We start from the raw sequence: 23,937 nt of genomic DNA on the forward strand, positions 1-23,937 counted from the left end.
CCAGTGTGGTGGCGATAGCGAGAAGGATACACCTGTTCCCATGCCGAACACAGAAGTTAAGCTTCTTAGCGCCGATTGTAGTGAAGGGTTTCCCTTTGTGAGAGTAGGACGCCGCCGCGCGATTGTTGTACTTATGGAGGTTTAGCTCAGCTGGGAGAGCACCTGCCTTACAAGCAGGGGGTCAGCGGTTCGAACCCGTTAACCTCCATATGAGTCGTTAGCTCAGTTGGTAGAGCATCTGACTTTTAATCAGAGGGTCACAGGTTCGAGCCCTGTACGACTCATAACATGCGGGTGTGGCGGAATTGGCAGACGCACTAGATTTAGGATCTAGCGCCTAACGGCGTGGGGGTTCAAGTCCCTTCACCCGCATAAAAAGCCGGCTTAGCTCAGTTGGTAGAGCATCTGATTTGTAATCAGAGGGTCGAGGGTTCAAGTCCTTTAGCCGGCATAAGAGAATGCGGAAATAGCTCAGTGGTAGAGCACCACCTTGCCAAGGTGGGGGTCGCGGGTTCGAACCCCGTTTTCCGCTTCGTCAAAGCGCCGGGGTGGCGGAACTGGCAGACGCACAGGACTTAAAATCCTGCGGTGAGTGATCACCGTACCGGTTCGATTCCGGTCCTCGGCATAGGTACAAATAATAAGATGCGCCCATAGCTCAACTGGATAGAGTGTCTGACTACGGATCAGAAGGTTAGGGGTTCGACTCCTCTTGGGCGCGTTTTCGGGAAGTAGCTCAGCTTGGTAGAGCACTTGGTTTGGGACCAAGGGGTCGCAGGTTCGAATCCTGTCTTCCCGATATAAGATTTAAGATTGTTTTGGGGCCTTAGCTCAGCTGGGAGAGCGCCTGCTTTGCACGCAGGAGGTCAGCGGTTCGATCCCGCTAGGCTCCATTTTATATTCGCGGTGTAGCTCAGCTGGCTAGAGCGTCCGGTTCATACCCGGGAGGTCGGGGGTTCGATCCCCTTCGCCGCGATTATTTTTTTAAGAGCTTGGACCTTTAGCTCAGTTGGTTAGAGCAGACGGCTCATAACCGTCCGGTCGTAGGTTCGAGTCCTACAAGGTCCATTGTGACATTGTTAGTATTTCTTATATTATGGAGGATTACCCAAGTCCGGCTGAAGGGAACGGTCTTGAAAACCGTCAGGTGTGTAAAAGCACGCAAGGGTTCGAATCCCTTATCCTCCTTTTTAAAATTATCGCGGGGTGGAGCAGTCAGGTAGCTCGTCGGGCTCATAACCCGAAGGTCGTAGGTTCAAATCCTGCCCCCGCAATTGTTTAAACAGTGTTTGAACGAAAATGAATAAGGTTCCGTGGTGTAGGGGTTAACATGCCTGCCTGTCACGCAGGAGATCGCGGGTTCGATTCCCGTCGGAACCGTTTTGGCTCGGTAGCTCAGTTGGTAGAGCAATGGATTGAAGCTCCATGTGTCGGCAGTTCGATTCTGTCCCGCGCCATCCTATTAATGCGGGTGTAGTTTAGTGGTAAAACCACAGCCTTCCAAGCTGTTGTCGCGAGTTCGATTCTCGTCACCCGCTTTAATGGGCCTATAGCTCAGCTGGTTAGAGCGCACGCCTGATAAGCGTGAGGTCGATGGTTCGAGTCCATTTAGGCCCATTGGGGAAGTACTCAAGTGGCTGAAGAGGCGCCCCTGCTAAGGGTGTAGGTCGGGAAACCGGCGCGAGGGTTCAAATCCCTCCTTCTCCGTTCTAAGTAGGCCCGTTGGTCAAGCGGTTAAGACACCGCCCTTTCACGGCGGTAACACGGGTTCGATTCCCGTACGGGTCATTTTTATTTTTTATGGAGGATTACCCAAGTCCGGCTGAAGGGAACGGTCTTGAAAACCGTCAGGTGTGTAAAAGCACGCAAGGGTTCGAATCCCTTATCCTCCTTTTTAAAATTATCGCGGGGTGGAGCAGTCAGGTAGCTCGTCGGGCTCATAACCCGAAGGTCGTAGGTTCAAATCCTGCCCCCGCAATTGTTTAAACAGTGTTTGAACGAAAATGAATAAGGTTCCGTGGTGTAGGGGTTAACATGCCTGCCTGTCACGCAGGAGATCGCGGGTTCGATTCCCGTCGGAACCGTTATTTTTTGCGGGTGTAGTTTAGTGGTAAAACCACAGCCTTCCAAGCTGTTGTCGCGAGTTCGATTCTCGTCACCCGCTTATGGGCCTATAGCTCAGCTGGTTAGAGCGCACGCCTGATAAGCGTGAGGTCGATGGTTCGAGTCCATTTAGGCCCATTGTTTTTTACAGGCCCGTTGGTCAAGCGGTTAAGACACCGCCCTTTCACGGCGGTAACACGGGTTCGATTCCCGTACGGGTCATTAATATCAATAAGCGGTAGAGAGCTACCGTTTTTTGATTTAATCCCTTTGGAAGCGTTGACAAACGTATTTTTATCATGTAATCTGTGATTAGTGGTATTAAAACTGAATGATTAGATGTTGGATAGTGATTGTTTAATTACAAGCTAAACCTAGTTATTTCTAAAAAGATGAATTTTTGTCGTCTTTTTTGAAGTGGTTAGGTTTTTTGTTTTTGAATAAGCGAATAGAAGCTGTTTTTTTATTCAGAAAGGGGGTTAAGATGTTAGTTCATAAGATACTTAATAATAATGTGATCATTACTGCTGATGATCGGGGGCATGAACTAATAGTTATGGGTAAAGGATTGGGGTTTCAAAAGAAGCCAGGTGATTTTATCTCCAAAGACTATGTAGATAAGATTTATCAGCTAAAAAATGAAACTAATTCTTTGCGATTTCAGGAGCTGTTGGCGGATATACCATTGGAATATTTAGAAATATCAGATGAAATTATTGAGTATGCGAAGAAAGAGATTAATGAAAGTTTGAATGAAACGATTTATATCTCTTTAACGGATCATTTGCATACAGCAATTGAACGAGTGAAAAAGAACGTGGAAGTTAAAAATGTTCTTTTGTGGGATATAAAGCGTTTCTTCTCTGATGAATTTAAGGTTGGTATGGAAGCAATTGAAAAAGTAAAAGAGCGATACGACATTCAATTATCAGAAGACGAGGCTGGTTTTATAGCCTTACATATTGTGAACGCGCAGCAAGATGGCGAGAGTCCGGGAAATACATACGAGATTACAAAGATTATGCAGGAAATTATGAATATTATAAAATATTATTTCAAAATCTCGTTTGATGAAACATCCGTTTATTTTTATCGCTTCACGACGCATCTTAAGTTTTTTGCTTATCGCTTAACAACGAAGAAACAGTATTTGGAAGAGACAGACAATGAACTGCTGGATGTTATCAAGGTAAAATATAAGAATGCCTACAGTTGTGTGAATACAATAGGTACTTATTTGCAGGATACGTATAATTACACAATTTCTAATGATGAAAAACTATATTTAACCATTCATATTGCACGTCTGGTGTCAAAGAACAGTTAAATTGTTTATAAAATATATAGTAAGGAGGATAGAGAAAAAAGTAATGTAAATACCCTGTGATGTCTGAAAAGACGTGGCTTTTGGATAGTGACATTAAGTTGGCTAAACCTTCAAATAACTATTGAAAAATAGAAAATGGAGGAAATAACAATGGGTAAATATCATGATTTAGCAGAAAAAGTAGTACAAAATGTAGGTGGGAAAGAGAATATTAACAGCTTAACGCACTGTATCACTCGGTTGCGCTTCAAATTGAAGGATGAGAGCAAGGCTAATGATGACGTACTTAAAAACATGGACGGCGTAGTTACAGTGATGAAGAGCGGCGGTCAGTATCAAGTAGTTATTGGAAACCATGTACCGGCGGTTTATGAGGAAGTAGTAAGTATCGCAGGAATTTCTTCAGATACTGAACAAGAGTCTTCAGGAGGAAATATTTTTAATCGTCTGATTGATATTTTGAGCGGCTGTTTCCAGCCATTTTTAGGGGCTTTAGCGGCTGCCGGTATGGTAAAAGGGTTTAATGAATTATTTGTCTTTTTAAAATTTTATGAGAATACCTCTGGGACTTATACAATGTTGAATGGTATTGGCGATGCAATCTTTTATTTCATGCCTGTTATTCTTGGTTACACGGCTGCTAAGAAATTTAAGCTGCACCCGATGGTGGGGATCGTTATTGGAGCAGCATTATGTTATCCCTCTGTTCAAGGTAGTGCATTACAATCTACGTATGAAATGACTGCCGGGATAGGAGGAGCTGCACCATACAGCTTGTTAGGTCTGCCTGCTTACGATACATTTTTGGGGATTCCTTGGGTAGGTGCCAGCTATACAAGTAGTGTTGTACCAATCATCTTTATTATTGCTTTTGCGGCTCAAATTCAAAAGCTTTTCAAGAAAATTATTCCTGAAGTGGTTCAGACATTCTTGGTACCATTCTTTGTATTATTAATTGCATTACCAATTGGGTTTCTGGTAATTGGTCCAATTATCAGTATGTTAACGGAGTTGTTAAGCGCAGGTTTCCAAGGCTTGATGGACTTTTCACCAGCATTATATGGAGTCATTCTTGGCTTCTTCTGGCAGGTATTGGTTATCTTTGGTTTACACTGGAGTGTTATACCATTGGCAATCATGCAAATTACACAAGATGGATTCAGTCAGGTTTTAACAGGTTCATTTGCAGCAAGTTTTGCTCAAACTGCAGTAGTTGCGGCAATGTTCTTCAAATTGAAAGATAAGAAGATGAAAGCTCTGTGTCCACCAGCAATTATCTCTGGGATTTTTGGAGTAACAGAACCAGCTATTTATGGTATTACATTACCTAAAAGGACTCCGTTCATTTTCTCAATGATTGGCGCAGCAGCAGGTGGTCTCTATCTAATGATTGATCAAGTAACTTCATATACAATGGGCGGATTGGGAATTTTCGGGTTTTTGAATTTTATCAATGGTGATGATGCAAGCGGTGTTGCCAATTCAGTAATAGGGATTGCTATTGCTGCAGCTATTGCTTTTGCTCTAACATTCTTCTTTTGGAAAGATGAGGCAGTTGAAGAAACAACAGCTACGGAACCCGTGCAAAAAGCAATGAAAGAAGCTGTTTTAAGCCCTGTGAAAGGAACAGTGTTACCTTTGGCAAAAGCAGCAGATCAGGCATTTGCTCAAGGCGCATTAGGTAAAGGGGTATTGATTAATCCAACAGAAGGGATTGTAAGAGCACCGTTTGACGCTACTGTAATGACCTTATTCCCGACAAAACATGCAATCGGTTTGATTTCTGATCAGGGAATGGAATTGCTGATTCATATTGGTATGGACACGGTTCAACTGGATGGGAAATACTTTGAAGCCCAAGCCGCACAAGGTGATAAAGTTAAAAAAGGTGATGTTCTGGTAACATTTGATATTGCTGCAATTAAAGAAGCTGGATTCAGTGTTGAAACGCCAGTTATTGTAACGAATTCAGGAGATTATCTGGATATTGTGGAGACACAAAACAGAGAAGTTACTTCAAATGATACGTTGATTACAGCGTTGGCTTAATTTAAAATAAAAATGAACAAAAAAATGAGATGATTTTTTTCGGAAGACGTTTTGGAGAGATGAGGGGTGTAATAAAACCGTACTCCTTCCAAAGCCTCTTCTGGCTCATCTCTATAGTAGGAGAGGATTTTATACATGGCATTTAGAAAAGATTTTTTATGGGGCGGCGCAACAGCAGCCAACCAGTGTGAAGGCGGATATAATGAAGGCGGCCGTGGTTTGGCGAATGTGGATGTTGTTCCAATTGGCAAAGACAGATTTCCGATTATCTCTGGACAGATGAAAATGTTTGATTTTGATGATAAGCATTTCTATCCTGCAAAAGAAGCAATTGATATGTACCATCGCTACAAAGAAGATATTGCATTATTTGGTGAAATGGGCTTTAAAACCTATCGTTTATCTATTGCCTGGACTAGAATTTTTCCAAATGGAGATGAGGCAGAACCTAATGAAGAAGGTCTGAAATTCTATGAAGATCTCTTTAAAGAATGTCACAAATATGGGATTGAACCATTGGTAACGATCACACACTTTGATTGTCCAATGCATTTGATTAAGAAATATGGTGCATGGCGCAGTCGTGAACTGGTTGGGTTTTACGAAAACTTGTGTAAAGTAATTTTCAATCGTTATAAAGGGCTGGTTAAATATTGGCTGACATTTAATGAGATCAATATGATTCTGCATGCACCATTTATGGGAGCAGGGCTTTATTTTGAAGAGGATGACAACAAAGAACAAGTGAAATATCAGGCTGCTCACCACGAATTGGTAGCAAGTGCAATCGCTACTAAAATTGCGCATGAAGTTGATCCTGAGAACAAAGTCGGCTGTATGCTTGCTGCAGGCAGCAACTATCCATATACACCAAAACCGGAAGATGTATGGGCAGGAAAACAAAATGATCGTGAAAATTACTTCTTTATTGATGTGCAGTCTCGTGGAGAATATCCAGCGTATGCATTAAAAGAAATGGAACGCAACGGGATTGAAATCAAAATGGAAGAGGGCGATAAAGAATTACTGAAAGCTCATACTGTAGACTTTATTTCGTTTTCTTATTACTCTTCACGTGTTGCAACCGTTGATCCAGAATTGCTGGAACAGACTCAAGGAAATATTTTTGCATCAGTTAAAAATCCTTATCTTGAAGCGAGTGAATGGGGTTGGCAGATTGATCCTCTTGGGTTAAGGATAACAATGAATGATCTGTATGATCGTTATCAAAAACCATTATTTATTGTTGAAAATGGCTTGGGTGCTGTTGATACACCTGATGAAAATGGTTATGTTGAGGATGATTACCGTATTGAGTATCTGGCAGCCCATCTTCAGGCTATGAAAGATGCTGTAGAATTAGATGGCGTAGATTTATGGGGCTATACAACCTGGGGTTGTATTGACTTGGTGAGTGCTGGAACAGGTGAAATGAAGAAACGCTATGGCTTTATTTACGTTGATCGTGACAATGAAGGAAATGGTACATTAAAACGTACGAAGAAAAAATCATTTGACTGGTACAAGAAAGTGATTGCCTCAAATGGTGAAGATCTAAGTAATTAAATAACTAAGCGGGCTGAGAAAAGTCTTGTTATTCATCTCAGCCCATTTCTATGTTTTTGAATGAAAACGATTTATTTTTTTATTTAAGCAAAAGGGTCGATAAGTTGTTCTCAATGTATCTTTATGATACTTCTGAGAAAAAACAGAAGGAGTAATGAGCAGATGGCATTTCCTAAAGACTTTTTATGGGGTGGTGCGACAGCTGCCAATCAATATGAAGGCGGCTATTTATCCGGAGGCAAAGGATTAAGTACTTTAGATGCGATTACAGGTGGGAGTCACACTGAGCCAAGAATGATTACGTATAAAACAAAAGATGGAAAAATCGGATCCTGTTCAAGAGAAAAATCTTTGCCTGAAGGGGTATCTGACTAGAAAGCGCTTAATAATAATAAGTGAAATTATTCTATGGATGGTTATCTAGAGGGAAATAAGGTTAATTTTAAAAATGAAAAAGTTAAATTACTATCAATAATTATGAAAAGTTTATTCGCTTAGTGTAGTTGCACTTTTCAAGCGTAGTCGTATCTGCGGTTCTTGTTAGACTGCGGTCTGAATAGGCTACATTTTGTTTGACAATTTTTCTGTGGAAATTAGAGTGTTAAAAAACACGATCTAGTGTGGTTTGTTGGCGAAGTGAACCATTGACAATGAGTTGGGGGATGTTATCCGGAGGGAATCGTCTGTGCCGTTTCTAGACTCAGGCGACAAAACGAAGACACATACCCCAGGAGGCTCATTGTCAAGGGCAACCGTAACAGAACAAACGGATGTATCACAACTATTTATAGAAACTGTCAAAAAACTGTTGCCATTCCAGTCCATGATACAACAGGCTTATGTGACTCTTAAACATTGTATCTGCGGTTCTCGTTAGACTGCGATCCTCGATACAAACGCGTTTATGTGAAGATGAAACGCGTTGGCTACCGGACCACAGGAAAAAAATTAATTGATTTATGCTCGTATTAAAAATCAATTAATACCAAAAATTGTAAGGAGTGCCATTAGTTCTTTGTGGTTCTACCACTTAGAAATACTGGACATCGGACCACGGGAAAAAAATTAATTGATTTACGCTCGTATTAAAAATCAATTAATATCAAAAATTATAAGGAGTGCCATTAGTTCTTTGTGGTTCTACCACTTAGAAATACTGGACATCGGACCATAGGAAAAAAATTAATTGATTCACGCTCGTATTAAAAATCAATTAATACCAAAAATTATAAGGAGTACCATTAGTTCTTTGTGGTTCTACCACTTAGAAATACTGGACATCGGACCACAGGAAAAAAATTAATTGATTCACGCTCGTATTAAAAATCAATTAATACCAAAAATTATAAGGAGTGCCATTATTTCTTTGTGGTTCTACCACTTAGAAATACTGGACATCGGACCACAGGAAAAAAATTAATTGATTCACGCTCGTATTAAAAATCAATTAATACCAAAAATTATAAGGAGTGGGAAATATGAAAAAAATGTTTAAAGTAATTGGAGTATTGGGGCTGTCACTATTATTTGCAACGGGGTGTGGTAATCAAGCAGAAGACGATGAGAAAACAACTACGGCTGAGAAACCTGAGGAGTTGACTATTTATGTTGTTCGTCATGGTAAAACTATGCTTAACACGACAGATAGAGTACAGGGGTGGTCTGATGCAGTTTTGACTCCAGCTGGGGAAGAAGTTGTAACAGCAGCAGGTATTGGTCTGAAAGATGTTGATTTTCAAAGTGCCTACAGTAGCGATAGTGGTCGAGCAATGCAAACAGCAAAAATGATTCTTGCAGAAAACGCAACTGCCTCAGAACTGCCATTAAATGCAGACGAGCGTTTTAGAGAGTTCAATTTTGGAACATACGAAGGTGATTTAAACCACACTATGTGGCAGGATATTGCTGACGATCAAGGTGTGACATTGGAAGAATTTATGAAAAATATGACACCGGAATCTTTTGCTGATAGTGTGGCAAAATTGGATGAAGGCAGGGATGAAGAAGGCTTAAACTGGCCTGCTGAAGATTATGAAACTATTACTGCTCGTTTAACAGCTGGTTTAGATGATTTAGTGAAAAAAGAGTTGGATACTGAAGGCTCCGGTGATGTGCTTGTTGTTTCGCATGGTTTAAGTATCTCTGCTTTGCTGGATACTTTATTTGATGACTTTGAGATTCCGGAAGGCGGACTGAAAAATGCCAGTGTATGTACAATCGTCTATAAAGACGGCAGCTACACATTAGATAAAGTAAACGATTTGAGTTATATAGAAAAAGGACAAGAGAAATAAACTATTATATTGACTGATTTAAACCTGAGCTATGCTCCTCATCCAAGAAATGTATAGCCGATCCAGTAGTAGTATTACATATGAGGCAACTGGATCGGCGATGAGCATTCCAAGAAGCTCAGGAGCACATTCTTACATGACCATAAGACATGCGCCAATAGAAATGAACAGCTGCTCGTTCTCATTCTTGCTATTGAAGCATGCAGGGGAACATTTCCTATCATTGAACATCATTTATAGACTATCTTTTAGTGTAAGTTATAGTTTTGTCAAAATGCCATTTCTAAGTATTTGTTACTTCGTTTTAAAAGATAGGATAATGAGTGAATTATAATCAAGTGATATAAAACTGACAAAAAAGTTTTATGTCACTTTTTTTGTTCAAATGACGTTTGATTATTCAGAATTTTCTAAAAAATATTGACATACACTGTCAAGAACGTAATAATTAATACTATCACTTCAAAAAAGAATAACTAGCGGAGGACTTTAGCTATGATAATTAAACCAACTTTACCTCAGGAAATGACCATTTTTTTTGATCAGGAAAATCAACCAAATAAACGGGTTCAGATGGGTGTAGTTACGCTGGCGCCTGGTGAGAAACGACCGATGGAAGGATTTTCCAGACATGATCAGGACGAATATTCCTATGTTGTTTCCGGTTTAGCACATACAATATTAGAAGATGGGCAGGATCTTGTAGGAAAACCTGGAGAAGCCCAACTCATTGAAGCAGGGGAAGGGCATATTAATTATAATGATGGAGATGAGCCGGCGGTTGTTGTTTGGATGCTTGTGGAACGAGAGTAAGAAAAAATGAAGTAGAAAGGGAGATAAGAATGAAAAAAGCAATTAAAGCACTAACGGGATTAGTGGCAGCAGGTATACTTATGGTTGGCTGTACAGGCAGCACTCAAAAAGAAAGTGGGATTGAAGAAACAACTCCGCTGCAGCTGATGTCTGCATCAGAATTGACAACATTGGATACATCTGTGATGCTGGACTTCCCTGATGCCATAGTACAGACAGCTGCTTTTGAAGGTTTATATGCTTTAGATGAGAATGATGAGATTATTCCAGCAGTGGCAGAGAGGATGCCGGAAATTTCTGAAGATGGTAAAACCTATACGATTTATTTACGTGAAGATGCAGTATGGAGTAATGATGATCCAGTAACAGCACATGATTTTGAATACGCCTGGAAGAAAATGATTGATCCGGCAAATGGGCTTGTGTACAGTTTTCTAATTGTAGAAACGATTGAGAATGGTTTGGAAATATCCAACGGGGAAAAAGAACCGGATGAATTAGGCGTTAAAGCGTTAGATGACTATACACTGGAAGTTATATTAGCGGATGCAAAACCTTATTTTACTTCAGTTTTAGCCTTTCCAACTTTCTTTCCTCAGAATGAAAAGATTGTGGAGGAATTTGGTGCTGACTACGGAACGACTAGTGAATCTGTTGTATATAATGGTCCGTTTCTAGTTGAAAACTGGAAACAGAATGATTTGAATTGGGATTTGGTAAAAAATGAAAAATACTGGGATAAAGACAATGTAAAATCCGAAGAGATCCATTATGAAGTAGTCAAAGAAGCTTCTACAGCATTGAATTTATTTGAAGATGGACAATTAGATGTTGCAACAATTACAGGGGAAATAGCTAAGCAAAACCAGGATAATGAAAACTATCACTCTTATCCGACGGCAACGATGAACTATATTCGGTTGAATCAGGAGCGTATGGGAAAAGACACACCACTTAAAAATGAAAACTTAAGAAAAGCTCTTGCTTTAGGAATTGATAAAGAAACACTGGTAAACAATATTATTGCGGATGGGTCAAAACCGTTATATGGTGCAGTAACGGAAGGTTTTGTTTCAAATCCTGAAACCGGAAAGGACTTTAGAGAAGATGCGGGTGATTTGATGGTCTATGATAAAGAAACAGCTTTAGACTATTGGAAAAAAGCACAAGCAGAACTTGGAGAAGAGATTGAATTGGAATTAATGGTTACTGATGATGGTTCCTATAAAAAAATGGGTGAAGGTATACAAGGTGCGCTTCAGGAATTATTTGATGGACTGACTGTCAATGTTAAAGCTCTTCCTACAGAAACTGCACTGAACTTCGGTCGGGAAAGTGACTATGACATGTTTTTGATTTACTGGACGCCGGACTATAAAGATCCTATTTCAACGTTGAAGATGCTTTATACTGGTAATGACAGGAATTATTCGAATGAAACCTATGATCAGCTGTTAGATGATGCGTCTCAAAAATATGCGATGGACCCGGTAAAACGCTGGGAAACACTGATTGCTGCTGAAAAAGAAGTGATTGAAGAAACAGCAGGGATGATTATTATCAGCCAAAATCAGCAATCAGTTATGCATGGCGAGCAAATAAAAGGTCTTAACTATCATACGTTTGCTGCCCCGTTAACATTAAAGAATGTTTATAAAGCAGAGTAGCGAATAGATAGAAAGCCGGAATTCCAGTCGTTTGGATTCCGGCTTTTTTGAGTGTGCCAGGCGTGGCACTTATCTAGCTGGTGAAAGTCCAGTCGCGGGTAGTTACCGCCAAGCGTAGCGAACCACAAGCCGAAGTCAGTAATGGCGGGGTGAAGGAAGTGGTGTAGCAAAACTTTGAGCCTACGAACAGAAACTTGATGAGGCTAAATGGTGGATGAGGTTGCTCAACAAACCGAAGTCCAAAAGGTAAACGTAAAACCAAGACAGTAAATCAAGAGGTTGTAAAGTGAATGTAGCGCCGTATACGAGACCCGTACGTACGGTGCAATGGGAGGGGCGGAATTTATTTCCCCTCTACCCTATTAAATAAATAATTTGCAGATACTGAAAAATGATAAGCCTTTATATTGCTCATTTTCAGATGCTGTAGACATAATAGTTTCTTAAATAGCTTGAAACGTGTACTATTAGGAAGATAGGGCAGCTCAAAAGAATCTATAAAAAACTGACTGATTAAAGAATCGGTATGCTTAACAAAGAGTCCCCATCATGGAGTATTCCGGCAATAAAAAGCCTAGCAAAGAAATGTGTCAGAATAATTATTGCATCTCAATGCTGTTCAGTGTAAAGTGTTCGCTTTGCCACCTAGGATGACGTAATTAACTTGATACAATGGAGTAAGAATAAAAACAGGCGGTGAATTCTTGTATATCAAGGATTTGGAGGTTTTAGGCGAATATATATTGAATTAGCGAAAATATAGGGGAGGAAAAGGATGTGAAAAAAATTTTTTCTAAAGATAAACTGGAAATGATAACTATCTCAGATGTTGAAGAAGAAATCCGTAATTTTATACTGGAAAAAAATCCAGATTTGACAATGGGGGCACAACTTACATACTCTCAGCTTTTGAGTTATCGATTAAGTTATGTCCGTACCCTTTTAGCCGATGAAACATTGAAAAATGAGCAGTTAAATCAACTGGTTTATAAAGAACTGAAGGGAAATGAGGATATTATAAACAGATCTGCCAAAACAAGTGTGGAGGAGCTGACATTAGGGCAGAAAGCAGCAGATGCGATAGCAAAGTTTGGCGGCAGCTGGCCGTTTATTTTTATATTTATAGTGGTGATTATTTTATGGATAATTCTGAATACTGCCGGATTTTTTATTCAGCCTTTTGATAAGTATCCTTTTATCTTATTGAATTTGGCTCTTTCATGTCTTGCTGCCATTCAGGCACCGATTATCATGATGAGTCAGAATCGAGAAGAAGAACGAGATCGGGAACAGGCTAAAAGTGACTACAAGGTGAATTTGAAAGCGGAGGTGGAAATAAATCTGCTTCATGAAAAAATAGATTATCTGATTAATGATCAGTGGCAGCATTTAGTAGAAATTCAAAATATTCAGCTGGAGCTTTTAGGAGAACTTCAGGAGCAATTGGAAAGAGTTAAAAATAAGAAAAGATAGTAATAATATAAATAAATTTTTCTTAGGTAATTTTGGATATTATATGCGGTAAAATAAAAATAAATTTGTTTTTTGAAATTTTTCCCGACCATATTACTTGAAAGAAAAGGATAGTCGATACTATAATAACATTATGAGCAATTCGTTTGACTCGCTTGGAAGGGGAGAGTTTTATTATGTTTGACTACACAGATACAATTTTATCAGTAATGCAGAGAGTCGAAGTGTATAACGAAATTTTTACAACGGTTTCCAAGGAAATACAACAAGAGGGCTATGAACAAATTGCAAACAGAAAAAAGAAAGATACGTATGTTTTTTGCAGAAACAATGTAAATCGGCTGTTTGTCGAAGATGAAAATTTTCGGAAAATCTTAAACCCTTATGATGGGAGATCGGCAACACAACTTTTATGCGAAGGCTTGGATGCATACAAAAGAGGCGTTTATTATTGGCTTGATGCAATGGATGAACATTGCATGATTGTGGATACTGTAAAATATGGACATGGAATTAATGGGATACAAACATCTTTTGATCTGATCAATCAGGCTTGTCGTGAAGCATGCGGCGGGATCAAAAGTGCACACAGTGTTCATAAAATGTAGATATTATTTCCAGAGATATTTGAATAATCAGATAACAGAGAGTATTTAAAGATTGCTTCAGCTGTCTTCAGAGCTGCACTGACAGTTTATGTTGTTGGTGCAGTGATGATAAAAGAAACAGGATTGTGTATTCTGCAATATGGCTTTAATCAGTTAGGATTAAAATGAAAGTGCTGAAGAATTTTTAGAGGGCGGGATGAGACTTTTCTTGGTTTTTCCAGCTCTTTTCTTATTTATCAAAAATTTTTCAGCCACTCAAAAATTAAGGCTGAGGAATAATTATGTCTTAATTTGATTTAAAGTGAGCTTTTTCAGAAATTGTTTGCTATACTGGTTACGTTACAAGTTCCCGAAAGGATTTGCAAAAGGTTTTATCTTCAAAAAAGAAATGAAACGTATGCAAAGATGCCTTGTAACCGAATATAAATTAGGGGGAATATCATATTATGGCAGAGAAACATTTATTTACATCAGAATCAGTTTCAGAAGGACATCCGGATAAAGTAGCTGATCAGATCAGTGATGCAATTTTGGATGCAATTTTGGAGCAGGATCCAAAGGCCAGAGTAGCCTGTGAAACATCTGTTACAACAGGTCTGGTTTTAGTTTTTGGAGAAATTTCGACAACAGCGTATGTGGATATTCAAAAAATTGTTCGTCAGACAGTGAAGGATATTGGCTATACTAGAGCAAAATATGGGTTTGATGGAGAAACAGTAGCTGTTCTTTCAGCAATTGATGAACAGTCGCCTGATATTGCACAAGGTGTGGATGAAGCCTTGGAAGTTCGTGGTACAGAAGCTGCTAAAGATGAAATTGGAGCAGGAGATCAAGGCTTGATGTTTGGATTTGCGGTGGATGAAACACCGGAGCTTATGCCTTTGCCGATTTCTTTAAGCCACCAGCTGGTTCGTCGTCTGGCAGATTTGAGAAAATCTGGAACTTTATCCTATCTTCGTCCGGATGCTAAATCTCAAGTTACAGTAGAATATGATGAAGCTGGATTGCCAGTGCGAGTTGATACAATCGTTATCAGCACACAGCACGATGAACATGCAACGCTGGAACAGATACAAAAAGATGTTAAAGAACAAGTGATCAATAAAGTAATCCCGGAAAAATGGTTGGATGATGAGACAAAATATTTTATCAATCCTACTGGTCGTTTCGTCATTGGCGGACCTCAGGGAGATGCAGGGCTGACAGGGCGCAAAATTATTGTTGATACTTATGGCGGTTATTCACGACATGGCGGTGGAGCATTTTCAGGAAAAGATGCAACAAAAGTAGACCGTTCAGCAAGTTACGCAGCTCGATATATTGCTAAGAACATCGTTGCAGCAGGATTGGCTAAAAAAGCTGAAGTACAGTTGGCTTATGCAATTGGAGTGGCACAGCCAGTATCAATTTCCATCAATACATTTGGGACGAGTGACATTCCTGAGAGTAAACTGATTGAAGCAGTTCGGGAAAATTTTGATTTACGTCCGGCTGGCATTATTGATATGCTGGATCTGGGTCGTCCTATTTATAAACAAACAGCAGCATATGGACATTTTGGTCGTACAGATATTGAATTGCCTTGGGAGCAGACAGACAAAGTTGATGCTTTAAAAGCCAGTTTAAAGGAATAAAAGAGGCGGCTCTGTTAAACAATTAGCAGAGCGGCTTTTTAATTTGTATAAAAGTAATGAAATTATTGTAATTTGAAAGAAAGTGGAAAAGTTTGAGCATCCAAGGAGAAGTATCCTGCCGGTTCAAATTTCTTCTGGAAGAATACGGAGATGAATGAATGGAACGACAGACAAATACGAAATTAGTAACAATTGGTGTATTTACAGCCACTTTTATGACAGCAATCGAAGGAACCATTGTTTCTACGGCCATGCCGACGATTGTTGGTTCGCTTGAAGGAATGGAAATTATGAACTGGGTATTCTCCATTTATTTGCTTACAAATGCTATGCTGACACCGGTTTATGGTAAACTGGCTGATAAAATCGGCAGAAAACCAGTATTTTTGATAGGGATCAGTATTTTTATTTTAGGATCTTCCTTATGCGGAATTGCTCCCAGCATGTTGACGCTGATTATAGCCAGAGCTGTTCAGGGAATCGGAGCTGGTGCAGTTATGCCGGTCGCTCTGACAATTATTGCAGATATTTATCCTACAGAAAAAAGAGCGAGAATCCTGGGCTTGAACAGTGCTGCGTGGGGTGTAGCCAGTGTGTTTGGTCCTTTGGCCGGTGGTTTTATTGTGGATACAGTCGGCTGGCATTGGATATTCTTTATTAATGTTCCAATTGGTCTTGCTTTGCTGGCATTAATCAGTGTGTATCTGATAGAAAACAAGCACGAAAAAACAAAGCAGCCGATGGATATTTTGGGTAGTGTGATGTTGATGATTTCTTTGCTGACATTACTGTTGAGTTTCCAAATGATTGGAGATGAAGGGTTCTCATTTAAGATCTTAATAGGTCTGATAGTCACAACTATTTTTATAGCAGTTTTTTTCTTTGTGGAAAAACGGGCAGAAGATCCGGTTATTGCACTCCATCTGTTTAAAAATAATTCATTTATGCTGGTTAATTTGATTGCTGCGTTAATCAGCGGTTTTCTGATGGGAGTTGAGGTTTATATTCCCATGTGGATGCAGGGCGTTCTAGGAACCAGTGCAGGGCTGGGCGGACTTGCATTGGCACCCATGTCCGTGTTGTGGATGGTCGGTTCTTTTGTCGGAGGCAGCTTAATGGTCAAGTTGAAAATGACTAAGGTTTTGCTGATTGGTCTGAGTATTATTTTGATTGGCGGACTTTGTCTTGTTTTACTTCCTGTTTCAGTACCAGTGATTCTATTTTTTATTATTTCGGCTGAGCTCGGTATTGGGTTTGGAATTACCATTACAACGACTACTGTAACTGCACAAAATGGTGTAGAGAGTACTGAGGTAGGAGTTGCCACTTCATTTAATACATTGTGTCGGACAATCGGACAGACGATTATGATCTCTGTTTTTGGTGTTTTGCTGAATTCTTTAATAGCTGTCAGTCTAAATCAAAGCAATTTGAGTGTGGATAAAGGGATGATGAATCAGCTAGTCAACCCGCGCACTGCCGGAGATATTCCTAAAGAAATTTTAGTACCGCTTAGAACTATTCTGTTTGACGGACTGCATGGTGTCTTTATCGCCGGACTGATGTTAGTCGCTGCCGCATTGCTGCTAATTCTTTTTTTACAGAGACCAAAAAGAGCAATTAGTGCTAAAATAAGGTAATGAAGAAAAGGTGAGGGGATTACAATGGCATTTTTACAGGTAAATATGTATTCAACTGTTTTGGGAATGGAAGTAATAATGAACGTTTTACTGCCGCAAAAAACAGTAAAGCTTATAGGAAGAAGCAGTCCGGGAAATACAACGGATGTACCAGTACTTTATTTGCTGCATGGCATGGGTGGTAATCACAGTGTGTGGGAGAGAAGGTCAAATATTGAACGTTACGCATCAGATCTTGGCATTGCTGTGATTATGCCCTCTACAGATCTTGGCTGGTATACAGATACGCAGTACGATATGAGATATTGGACATTTCTTTCACAGGAACTTCCCAAAATTTGTCATGAATTATTTCCTCAGCTAAGTAAAAAAAGGGAAAAAACATTTGCGGCCGGTTTATCTATGGGAGGATATGGAGCGTTGAAATTGGGACTCCTTCAATCAGATCAGTTTGCAGCCGTTGCTTCTTTATCAGGACCGCTGAATATTGCAGCACGAGTGGAAGATTTGTTGGCGATAAGAGGAAAGACCTATTGGGAAGGTGTTTTTGGTCCGCTGGAAAATTTTAAGAACTCAGAGCATGATTTGGTTTTTCTTCTTCAGAAAGCAATCAGAGAAAATCAGGCGCTTCCAAAGATTTTCCTGGCCTGTGGAGAGCAGGATCCATTGCTGCATGCCAGTCAGGATGTATCTGCTATTCTTGATGAAGCAACTATTTCTCATTTCTTTGAAACAGCTGCAGGCGAGCATGACTGGATCTTTTGGGATCAGTGGATACAAAAATTTCTTTTATGGCTTCCGCTTAATGAAGCGAATAAATAAAAAAATTATACTGATCCATCAGAAACGTCATTAACTTTTGTTGACGAGGCAATGAGTAAAATAATCGGAATCAATACACTTTAATTTGAAGTATATTGGTTCTTTTTTTATTAGTTTCTCATTTTTAGTGCATAATTTTTGAAAAAAATATATTTTATCCTTAGAATAAAAATGTAAGGAATTATAGTCTGAATGGAGGAAGAGGTGTTGAACAGAGGGAAAAAGCTTATTTTAGGCTTACTGGTTATTGTTGGTTTGACATTATTAGCTCCGTTAATTATCTACAATAGTCAGGCAGCAGTTCTTTCATTACCAAAAATGAAAATTACTTATTCTTTATTTATTGGTCAATACCTTAACCTGTATTTATTTTGGGCTAGTTTGATTTTATTTATTTTATTGATCACGCTCTTTTTTGTCATCCTTTTTTGGCCGAAGAAAGAAAGAGCTGTTACTGTCAAAGATTCTAATGGTGAAATGGAATAGGTTCACAAGAAGCAGTAATTACAGAACAAGATCAAAATGCAGTAAAAGGCGAACTGACTTATGATGCTAGGGTACTTCAAAAAATTAAGTGATTTCGCGGAAAATAAAAGTGAATTTGCTTCTAATCAAACTGATAAAGCGAAAAAAGCAATTAACAGAGAAATAGACCAAGCGAAAGAGCAAATGGAAACAAGGGTACAATTAATATGCAACTGAAAAAATCATGAGAAAGAAGGAATAGAAAATGGGATTGATATGGTCATTATTAGTAGGAGCGTTAATTGGTGTGATTGCAGGAGCAATTACAAATAAAGGTGAATCAATGGGCTGGATTGCAAACATTGTAGCAGGGTTAGTGGGATCTGCCATTGGACAATCTTTACTTGGCAGCTGGGGACCCAGCTTGGCAGGCATGGCATTAGTTCCGTCTATTATCGGTGCAGTAATTTTCGTCGCAGTTATTTCCTTCTTCTTTGGAAGAAGCAATTAAGCCCAATTTATTGATAAGATTGAATAATAAATGAGTTTTCTCCATGTGTCTGCGGTTATTCGCCGCATTAAAGAGCATGTAAGTGCTTCTGCATCTGCAATTCTTGCTACACTACACTACACTACACTACACTACACTACACTTCGTTTCGATCTCATCAATTTCTAAACGGCAGAGCCATTAAGAATTGAAGGACTTCGTTTCGATCTCATCAATTTCTAAATGGCAAAGCCACTAAGAATTGAAGGACTTCGTTCCGCTCCTCGAAACAGTCATTGTTTGCTTCGAGTTGTCAGTTCCACCCTTGTCAGATTTTTTAGTGGAAGAATAGAAGTGCGATAGTCAAATGAATTAGTAGATCATTCATTCCAGAAAGAGAAGCAATTAATCGCAGAGGCATGGAGCAGCTTTGCAGCATCAAGGGTCCGGGACATACTAAATGTCACAGACCTATTTTTATTTATAGAAAAAGAGTAAACCTACTTTTCTGTTTCCAGACTATTTAAAAAGAGAGTAATCATTTTTCTGAAAATATCTTTATGCTTTTCATTTTGTCTGTAACGGAAGCTTTCTTCAACATGTTTCAACTGATGCTCCTGGATAGACTGCTTCATCAAAACAACCTGTTGGCTTAAATACTGATCGCCGTTAAGAATTTTAGAGTAAATCTGCTGTTCTTCATGCGCATCCACTAATAATCCGAAAAGCAGATGTCGAAGAGAACTGACCGCAGTAAAGCTTGTTTCCACAGAAAAACCAGCCATCCTCAAGACTCCCAACATATTATTGTAGTGGATCAGTCGGGAAGGAGAAGAAGGGATTGTTTGTATCTCAATTTCCAAAGCACAAGGGATGCGTTGATACAGTTCATAATAGTTTTCCATATATAGGAACAAGGTGTCTTTCCAGTTTTCCTGTAGGTCAGGTTCCTGCAATTGACTTTCTATATCTTCAGCCATACTTTGCAGAAGGGCCTGCTTATTTTGAAAATACCAGTAAAGAGCGGGAGCCTGAACGCCAATCTTTTTTGCAATATTGCGCATGGACAGTCTTTTTATATCAGGGGTTTCTTCCAAAAGCTGGAAAGCTGTCTTGATAATTTTTTCCCGTGATAACTTTGTTTCCATTTTTCTCATCCTTTAGTCTGAAATTTAGGCAGATGGCTTGTATTTTTTGCACAGAAATGGTAAATTGTTATGCGGTCTATTTTACGGTGTTAAATAACTGGGATAAAGCTGTTAGTCTGTGTCTCGCTAACTGTCTGCTTCTATGTTTATAATAACACATTCCTCTTCAAATTAAAGTAACGTGCTGAAAGAGGGAATAGACTAGTTTTACAGGGAAGAAGGGGAATAAATGAACATTGTGATGGATTATGTAAAAAAGTATAAAAAAGAAACCATCATTGCGCTATTTACAGTGATTATCATGGTTATGTCTGCACTTTGGCAGCCAAAACTGCTTCAGCAGGTATTGGAAGCAATTATAAAAGAAGACGATAATCAGATGAAATCATTAGGAATGTATTTAATTGGGATTGCTGTTTTGGGCTTGATAGCCGGTGTATTTAACACAATTTTTTCTGCAAAAGTAGCCCAGGGAGTCAGTGCAGATATCAGAGAAGCAGCTTTTCGAAAGATCCAGACATTTTCCTTTGCGAATATTGAAGAATTTTCAGCAGGGAGTCTGGTAGTTCGGTTAACAAATGATATTACTCAAATTCAGAATGTCATCATGATTGCGTTACAGTCATTATTTAGGATTCCCATACTGTTTATCGGCAGTTTTGCTTTGGCAATGATTACACTGCCGCAGTTGTGGTGGATTATTATTTTATTGGTTGTTAGTGTTGTAATTATTACGATGCTCTCTTTTTCTCAAATGGGAAAGCACTTTACAATTATTCAGGATTTGATAGATAGAGTAAATTTACTGGCAAAAGAAAATTTACTTGGTATTCGTGTTGTGAAATCTTTTGTTCAGGAAAAAAATGAGTTAAAGAGATTTTCCAAGGTCAGTGATGATTTGACGAAGCATAATGTGATTGTTGGGACATTATTTTCTGTGATGATTCCATTGTTTATGCTGGTAGCCAATCTGGCAGTGGCAGGTGCTATTTTTTTTGTCAGTGATCTGGTCAAGGGAGATCCGACAGTTATTGGCGGGATGGCTTCTTTCATGAGCTATCTGATGCAGATTATGATGGCGATTATTATCGGTGGAATGATGATGATGATGACATCACGTGCTGCTGTTTCAATCAAGCGGATTAAGGAAATTATGGAAGCTGTTCCGGCTATTACTTATGTAGACGGTCCAGAGCAAGAACTTGACGGACAGGTTGAATTTGAAAATGTCACATTCCATTATCCCGGAGATGATATACCTACATTGAAGGATGTTTCGTTTTCGATTAAGCAAGGAGAACAAATTGGGGTAGTCGGTGCAACAGGAGCTGGGAAATCTACCTTGGCTCAATTGATTCCTCGCCTGTTCGATCCATCAGAAGGTACAGTTAAAGTAGGTGGTGTAGACTTGCGTGAAGTGAATGAACACAGTCTGCGTAAAACTGTTTCCTTTGTCCTTCAGAAAGCTATTTTATTTTCAGGAACCATCTCAGAGAATCTTCGTCAGGGAAAGAAGGACGCGGATGAAAAAGATATGAATCGTGCAACTCAAATTGCACAGGCTAGAGAATTTATTGAAAAACTTGGTTTGCAGTATGAAGCACCTGTTGAAGAACGCAGCAGCAACTTTTCAGGTGGTCAGAAGCAAAGATTGTCTATTTCCAGGGGGGTTATCGGAGAACCTAAAATACTGATTTTAGATGACAGCACCAGTGCGTTGGATGCCCGTTCAGAAGGTCTGGTAAAAGAAGCACTGGAAAATGATCTGGGGGATACGACAACAATTATTATCGCTCAAAAAATATCTTCTGTTGTGAATGCAGACCGCATTCTGGTCTTGGATAAAGGGCGTCTGGTTGGGGAAGGAACCCATAAAGAATTGGTAGAAACAAATGATGTGTACAGAGAAATTTATGAGACTCAAAAAGGAAAGGATGAGGATGAATGACTGATTTAATTAAAGCAAGTAAATTCTTTTATCATTATTTGAAGAAATACAAACTTTCCTTTCTGATTATTTTCATTACAATTGCAGTTGCCACTTATCTGCAGGTAAAGGCTCCTCAGTTTGTGGGTGAAGCAATAGAAGAGCTGACAATATATGCGCTCTCATTGAGTCAGGGTGTCGATGATAAGAGTGCATTCATCAATGTAATCTGGAAACTGTTGATTTTTTATGTGCTGACGAGTGCAGCAAACTTCATCTACAGTATTTTATTTACCCAAGTTGTAGGGGAATCAACAAACCGCATGCGTATAGGCTTGTTTAATAAATTGGAAAGATTGACGATTCGTTTCTTTGATTCTCACAAGGATGGAGAAATTTTAAGTCGATTTACCAGTGATCTGGACAATATTCAAAACAGCTTGAATCAGGCACTGCTTCAAGTGCTGACCAACGCGGCGTTAATAGTTGGTGTGATTATTATGATGTTCCGGCAAAATGTGGAGCTGGCATGGGCGACTATTGCTTTAACACCGGTAGCGATTGTCATTGCTGTAGTCATTATTCAAAAGGCACGAAAGTATGTGGATCTTCAGCAGGATGAAGTCGGAAAGCTGAATGGTTACATGGATGAAAAAATTAGCGGGCAGCGTGTCATTATTACGTATGGTCTTCAGGACGAGACGATTGACGGCTTTATGAAACAGAATAAGAAAGTTCGGGAAGCGACTTTTAAAGGGCAAGTTTACTCAGGTCTGCTGTTTCCAATGATGCAGGGAATGTCTTTAGTCAATACCGCAATCGTTATCTTTTTTGGAGGCTGGCTGGCGCTTAACGGGCAGGTGGATCGTGCAGCTGGTTTGGGACTGATTGTAATGTTCGTTCAGTATTCGCAACAGTATTATCAGCCGTTGATGCAGATTTCTTCTGGATACAGTATGATTCAGCTTGCGGTAACAGGGGCTCGCCGAATTAATGAAATGTTTGATGAGCCGGATGAGATCAACCCGGCTGATGGAAAAGAAATCAGCGGAGTCAATGAATCAGTTGCATTGAATCATGTTGAATTTGGGTATGATCCTGAAATTCCAATTTTGAAAGACGTATCAATTAAAGTTAATAAAGGTGAAATGGTCGCTCTAGTTGGGCCGACAGGCTCCGGCAAGACAACCATTATGAATCTGCTGAATCGTTTTTACGATGTGAATCAGGGCTCGGTTACTTTTGACGGGACAGATGTTAGAGAACTGAGCCTGGAAAGTTTGCGTTCTCACGTGGGAATTGTTCTGCAGGATTCTGTATTGTTCTCAGGAACAATACGGGAAAATATTGCTTTTGGCAAACCTTCTGCAACAGACGATGAAGTAGTCAATGCAGCAAAACAGGCAAATATTCATGAATTTGTCATAGGGCTGGAAAATGGCTACGATACACTGATTACGGAAGAAAACAATGTATTCAGTACAGGACAGAAGCAGCTTGTCAGCATTGCACGAACGATTTTGACAGATCCATCCTTGTTGATTCTGGATGAAGCAACAAGTAATGTGGATACGGTAACAGAGGCAAAGATTCAAAAGGCAATGGATGAAGCGATTAAAGGAAGAACGAGTTTTGTAATTGCTCACCGTTTGAAGACAATTTTAAATGCTGACCGAATTGTGGTGCTGCGTGATGGGAAAGTCATTGAAGAAGGCAGCCACCATCAGCTGTTGAAACAGCATGGATTCTACTCTGAGTTGTATCATAATCAGTTTGTATTGGAATAGAACAGATAAAGAGAACGTATGGAAACTTTCAGTTTCCATACGTTTTTTGTAAACAATAAAACAATGCAGATAAATAACTATTTTAATTTTACTCTATTAATAATAATGTTGATTAACTAAAAAA

The 23,937-nt window shown here is 39.4% G+C and carries 17 protein-coding genes, 25 tRNA genes, 1 rRNA gene, 1 pseudogene and 1 riboswitch; of the genes and pseudogenes, 43 read left to right on the forward strand and 1 reads right to left on the reverse strand.

Translation table 11 applies throughout. The features are described 5' to 3' along the window. The first annotated feature begins 4 nt into the window (after nt 1–4). From rrf to IW492_RS00205, 41 genes and pseudogenes are all read left to right on the forward strand, one after another. Nucleotides 5–120 (forward strand): 5S ribosomal RNA (rrf, locus tag IW492_RS00005). A gap of 15 nt (nt 121–135) precedes the next feature. After that, a tRNA-Val gene (locus tag IW492_RS00010) sits at nt 136–208 on the forward strand. Between the two features lie 3 nt (nt 209–211). Further along, nucleotides 212–284, forward strand: a tRNA-Lys gene (locus IW492_RS00015). Between the two features lie 6 nt (nt 285–290). Next, nucleotides 291–372, forward strand: a tRNA-Leu gene (locus IW492_RS00020). 6 nt (nt 373–378) lie between these two features. After that, a tRNA-Thr gene (locus IW492_RS00025) sits at nt 379–451 on the forward strand. A gap of 9 nt (nt 452–460) precedes the next feature. Continuing rightward, nucleotides 461–532, forward strand: a tRNA-Gly gene (locus IW492_RS00030). Nucleotides 533–542: 10 nt separating this feature from the next. After that, nucleotides 543–628 (forward strand) — tRNA-Leu (locus tag IW492_RS00035). A 19-nt stretch (nt 629–647) separates the two neighbouring features. Next, nucleotides 648–721: transfer RNA gene (locus IW492_RS00040), tRNA-Arg, on the forward strand. A gap of 4 nt (nt 722–725) precedes the next feature. Next, a tRNA-Pro gene (locus IW492_RS00045) sits at nt 726–799 on the forward strand. A gap of 21 nt (nt 800–820) precedes the next feature. Next, a tRNA-Ala gene (locus IW492_RS00050) sits at nt 821–893 on the forward strand. A gap of 9 nt (nt 894–902) precedes the next feature. After that, nucleotides 903–976, forward strand: a tRNA-Met gene (locus IW492_RS00055). 18 nt (nt 977–994) lie between these two features. Then, nucleotides 995–1,068, forward strand: a tRNA-Ile gene (locus IW492_RS00060). A gap of 30 nt (nt 1,069–1,098) precedes the next feature. Continuing rightward, a tRNA-Ser gene (locus tag IW492_RS00065) sits at nt 1,099–1,188 on the forward strand. 12 nt (nt 1,189–1,200) lie between these two features. Then, a tRNA-Met gene (locus IW492_RS00070) sits at nt 1,201–1,274 on the forward strand. Nucleotides 1,275–1,307: 33 nt separating this feature from the next. Further along, nucleotides 1,308–1,380: transfer RNA gene (locus IW492_RS00075), tRNA-Asp, on the forward strand. A 4-nt stretch (nt 1,381–1,384) separates the two neighbouring features. Next, nucleotides 1,385–1,457 (forward strand) — tRNA-Phe (locus IW492_RS00080). 10 nt (nt 1,458–1,467) lie between these two features. Further along, nucleotides 1,468–1,538 (forward strand) — tRNA-Gly (locus IW492_RS00085). Nucleotides 1,539–1,543: 5 nt separating this feature from the next. After that, a tRNA-Ile gene (locus tag IW492_RS00090) sits at nt 1,544–1,617 on the forward strand. A gap of 2 nt (nt 1,618–1,619) precedes the next feature. Continuing rightward, nucleotides 1,620–1,707, forward strand: a tRNA-Ser gene (locus IW492_RS00095). Between the two features lie 9 nt (nt 1,708–1,716). Further along, nucleotides 1,717–1,788: transfer RNA gene (locus IW492_RS00100), tRNA-Glu, on the forward strand. Between the two features lie 14 nt (nt 1,789–1,802). Next, nucleotides 1,803–1,892, forward strand: a tRNA-Ser gene (locus IW492_RS00105). 12 nt (nt 1,893–1,904) lie between these two features. Further along, nucleotides 1,905–1,978, forward strand: a tRNA-Met gene (locus IW492_RS00110). 33 nt (nt 1,979–2,011) lie between these two features. Then, nucleotides 2,012–2,084, forward strand: a tRNA-Asp gene (locus IW492_RS00115). Nucleotides 2,085–2,093: 9 nt separating this feature from the next. Continuing rightward, nucleotides 2,094–2,164, forward strand: a tRNA-Gly gene (locus IW492_RS00120). Nucleotides 2,165–2,167: 3 nt separating this feature from the next. Continuing rightward, nucleotides 2,168–2,241: transfer RNA gene (locus IW492_RS00125), tRNA-Ile, on the forward strand. Between the two features lie 12 nt (nt 2,242–2,253). Beyond that, nucleotides 2,254–2,325, forward strand: a tRNA-Glu gene (locus IW492_RS00130). A gap of 262 nt (nt 2,326–2,587) precedes the next feature. Beyond that, nucleotides 2,588–3,430, forward strand: coding sequence for a BglG family transcription antiterminator LicT (gene licT, locus IW492_RS00135; protein WP_202063981.1), 843 nt, complete (start codon nt 2,588–2,590; stop codon nt 3,428–3,430). A gap of 150 nt (nt 3,431–3,580) precedes the next feature. After that, the gene (locus IW492_RS00140; RefSeq protein ID WP_202063982.1) at nt 3,581–5,479 is read left to right on the forward strand and encodes a beta-glucoside-specific PTS transporter subunit IIABC; all 1,899 of its coding nucleotides are present in this window, start codon (nt 3,581–3,583) and stop codon (nt 5,477–5,479) included. 135 nt (nt 5,480–5,614) lie between these two features. Further along, nucleotides 5,615–7,045: a 6-phospho-beta-glucosidase gene (locus tag IW492_RS00145; protein WP_202063984.1), complete on the forward strand. Its 1,431-nt coding sequence runs from the start codon at nt 5,615–5,617 to the stop codon at nt 7,043–7,045. A gap of 162 nt (nt 7,046–7,207) precedes the next feature. Continuing rightward, a pseudogene (locus IW492_RS18475) lies at nt 7,208–7,408 on the forward strand (family 1 glycosylhydrolase); the annotation flags it as partial. 322 nt (nt 7,409–7,730) lie between these two features. Beyond that, nucleotides 7,731–7,922 carry a hypothetical protein gene (locus IW492_RS00155; RefSeq protein ID WP_202063986.1) on the forward strand — a complete coding sequence of 64 codons (192 nt, stop codon included), beginning with the start codon at nt 7,731–7,733 and terminating at the stop codon, nt 7,920–7,922. Between the two features lie 601 nt (nt 7,923–8,523). Continuing rightward, nucleotides 8,524–9,339, forward strand: coding sequence for a histidine phosphatase family protein (locus tag IW492_RS00160; RefSeq protein WP_202063988.1), 816 nt, complete (start codon nt 8,524–8,526; stop codon nt 9,337–9,339). Nucleotides 9,340–9,834: 495 nt separating this feature from the next. After that, nucleotides 9,835–10,152: a cupin domain-containing protein gene (locus IW492_RS00165; RefSeq protein ID WP_202063990.1), complete on the forward strand. Its 318-nt coding sequence runs from the start codon at nt 9,835–9,837 to the stop codon at nt 10,150–10,152. A 29-nt stretch (nt 10,153–10,181) separates the two neighbouring features. Further along, on the forward strand, nt 10,182–11,819 hold the full coding sequence (locus IW492_RS00170) for a peptide ABC transporter substrate-binding protein (RefSeq protein ID WP_202063992.1): 1,638 nt from the start codon (nt 10,182–10,184) through the stop codon (nt 11,817–11,819). Nucleotides 11,820–12,578: 759 nt separating this feature from the next. Then, on the forward strand, nt 12,579–13,292 hold the full coding sequence (locus IW492_RS00175; RefSeq protein WP_442896281.1) for a DUF1003 domain-containing protein: 714 nt from the start codon (nt 12,579–12,581) through the stop codon (nt 13,290–13,292). 176 nt (nt 13,293–13,468) lie between these two features. Further along, nucleotides 13,469–13,900, forward strand: a complete 432-nt coding sequence (locus tag IW492_RS00180) for a hypothetical protein (RefSeq protein WP_202063993.1) — start codon at nt 13,469–13,471, stop codon at nt 13,898–13,900. 334 nt (nt 13,901–14,234) lie between these two features. After that, a riboswitch (SMK box riboswitch) is annotated at nt 14,235–14,346 on the forward strand. After that, nucleotides 14,347–15,534 carry a methionine adenosyltransferase gene (gene metK / locus IW492_RS00185; protein WP_202063994.1) on the forward strand — a complete coding sequence of 396 codons (1,188 nt, stop codon included), beginning with the start codon at nt 14,347–14,349 and terminating at the stop codon, nt 15,532–15,534. 158 nt (nt 15,535–15,692) lie between these two features. Next, a complete protein-coding gene (locus IW492_RS00190; protein WP_202063995.1) occupies nt 15,693–17,174 on the forward strand; it encodes an MDR family MFS transporter in 1,482 nt (493 codons plus the stop codon). Nucleotides 17,175–17,198: 24 nt separating this feature from the next. Continuing rightward, the gene (locus IW492_RS00195) at nt 17,199–17,996 is read left to right on the forward strand and encodes an alpha/beta hydrolase (RefSeq protein ID WP_202063996.1); all 798 of its coding nucleotides are present in this window, start codon (nt 17,199–17,201) and stop codon (nt 17,994–17,996) included. 207 nt (nt 17,997–18,203) lie between these two features. Then, on the forward strand, nt 18,204–18,482 hold the full coding sequence (gene amaP / locus IW492_RS00200) for an alkaline shock response membrane anchor protein AmaP (protein ID WP_202063997.1): 279 nt from the start codon (nt 18,204–18,206) through the stop codon (nt 18,480–18,482). Nucleotides 18,483–18,726: 244 nt separating this feature from the next. After that, on the forward strand, nt 18,727–18,972 hold the full coding sequence (locus IW492_RS00205; protein WP_202063998.1) for a GlsB/YeaQ/YmgE family stress response membrane protein: 246 nt from the start codon (nt 18,727–18,729) through the stop codon (nt 18,970–18,972). A gap of 479 nt (nt 18,973–19,451) precedes the next feature. Here the strand turns inward: IW492_RS00205 and IW492_RS00210 are convergent, their stop codons facing one another. Further along, complete coding sequence (locus IW492_RS00210; RefSeq protein WP_202063999.1) at nt 19,452–20,099, reverse strand: TetR family transcriptional regulator; 648 nt, start codon at nt 20,097–20,099, stop codon at nt 19,452–19,454. Between the two features lie 229 nt (nt 20,100–20,328). Between IW492_RS00210 and IW492_RS00215 the strand changes: the two genes are divergently transcribed. Together IW492_RS00215 and IW492_RS00220 are read left to right on the forward strand one after the other, a co-directional pair. Continuing rightward, the gene (locus IW492_RS00215) at nt 20,329–22,047 is read left to right on the forward strand and encodes an ABC transporter ATP-binding protein (protein WP_202064001.1); all 1,719 of its coding nucleotides are present in this window, start codon (nt 20,329–20,331) and stop codon (nt 22,045–22,047) included. After that, nucleotides 22,044–23,813 (forward strand): ABC transporter ATP-binding protein, encoded by a 1,770-nt coding sequence (locus IW492_RS00220; protein WP_202064002.1) that lies wholly within the window; start codon nt 22,044–22,046, stop codon nt 23,811–23,813. Before IW492_RS00215 ends, IW492_RS00220 begins: the two co-directional genes overlap by 4 nt. Nucleotides 23,814–23,937 lie beyond the last annotated feature (124 nt).

It is taken from the genome of Enterococcus sp. BWB1-3 (assembly GCF_016745275.1).
GTDB lineage: Bacteria > Bacillota > Bacilli > Lactobacillales > Enterococcaceae > Enterococcus_L.

Excerpts from the sequence above, each read along its gene's own strand:
- IW492_RS00180 (WP_202063993.1), top strand. The coding sequence starts at position 13,469 with ATGTTTGACTACACAGATACAATTTTATCAGTAATGCAGAGAGTCGAA.
- IW492_RS00145 (WP_202063984.1), top strand. The coding sequence starts at position 5,615 with ATGGCATTTAGAAAAGATTTTTTATGGGGCGGCGCAACAGCAGCCAAC.
- IW492_RS00220 (WP_202064002.1), top strand. The coding sequence starts at position 22,044 with ATGACTGATTTAATTAAAGCAAGTAAATTCTTTTATCATTATTTGAAG.
- IW492_RS00165 (WP_202063990.1), top strand. The coding sequence starts at position 9,835 with ATGATAATTAAACCAACTTTACCTCAGGAAATGACCATTTTTTTTGAT.
- IW492_RS00210 (WP_202063999.1), bottom strand. The coding sequence starts at position 20,099 with ATGGAAACAAAGTTATCACGGGAAAAAATTATCAAGACAGCTTTCCAG.
- IW492_RS00170 (WP_202063992.1), top strand. The coding sequence starts at position 10,182 with ATGAAAAAAGCAATTAAAGCACTAACGGGATTAGTGGCAGCAGGTATA.
- IW492_RS00160 (WP_202063988.1), top strand. The coding sequence starts at position 8,524 with ATGAAAAAAATGTTTAAAGTAATTGGAGTATTGGGGCTGTCACTATTA.
- metK (WP_202063994.1), top strand. The coding sequence starts at position 14,347 with ATGGCAGAGAAACATTTATTTACATCAGAATCAGTTTCAGAAGGACAT.
- IW492_RS00195 (WP_202063996.1), top strand. The coding sequence starts at position 17,199 with ATGGCATTTTTACAGGTAAATATGTATTCAACTGTTTTGGGAATGGAA.
- IW492_RS00215 (WP_202064001.1), top strand. The coding sequence starts at position 20,329 with ATGAACATTGTGATGGATTATGTAAAAAAGTATAAAAAAGAAACCATC.
- IW492_RS00190 (WP_202063995.1), top strand. The coding sequence starts at position 15,693 with ATGGAACGACAGACAAATACGAAATTAGTAACAATTGGTGTATTTACA.
- IW492_RS00205 (WP_202063998.1), top strand. The coding sequence starts at position 18,727 with ATGGGATTGATATGGTCATTATTAGTAGGAGCGTTAATTGGTGTGATT.
- licT (WP_202063981.1), top strand. The coding sequence starts at position 2,588 with ATGTTAGTTCATAAGATACTTAATAATAATGTGATCATTACTGCTGAT.
- IW492_RS00140 (WP_202063982.1), top strand. The coding sequence starts at position 3,581 with ATGGGTAAATATCATGATTTAGCAGAAAAAGTAGTACAAAATGTAGGT.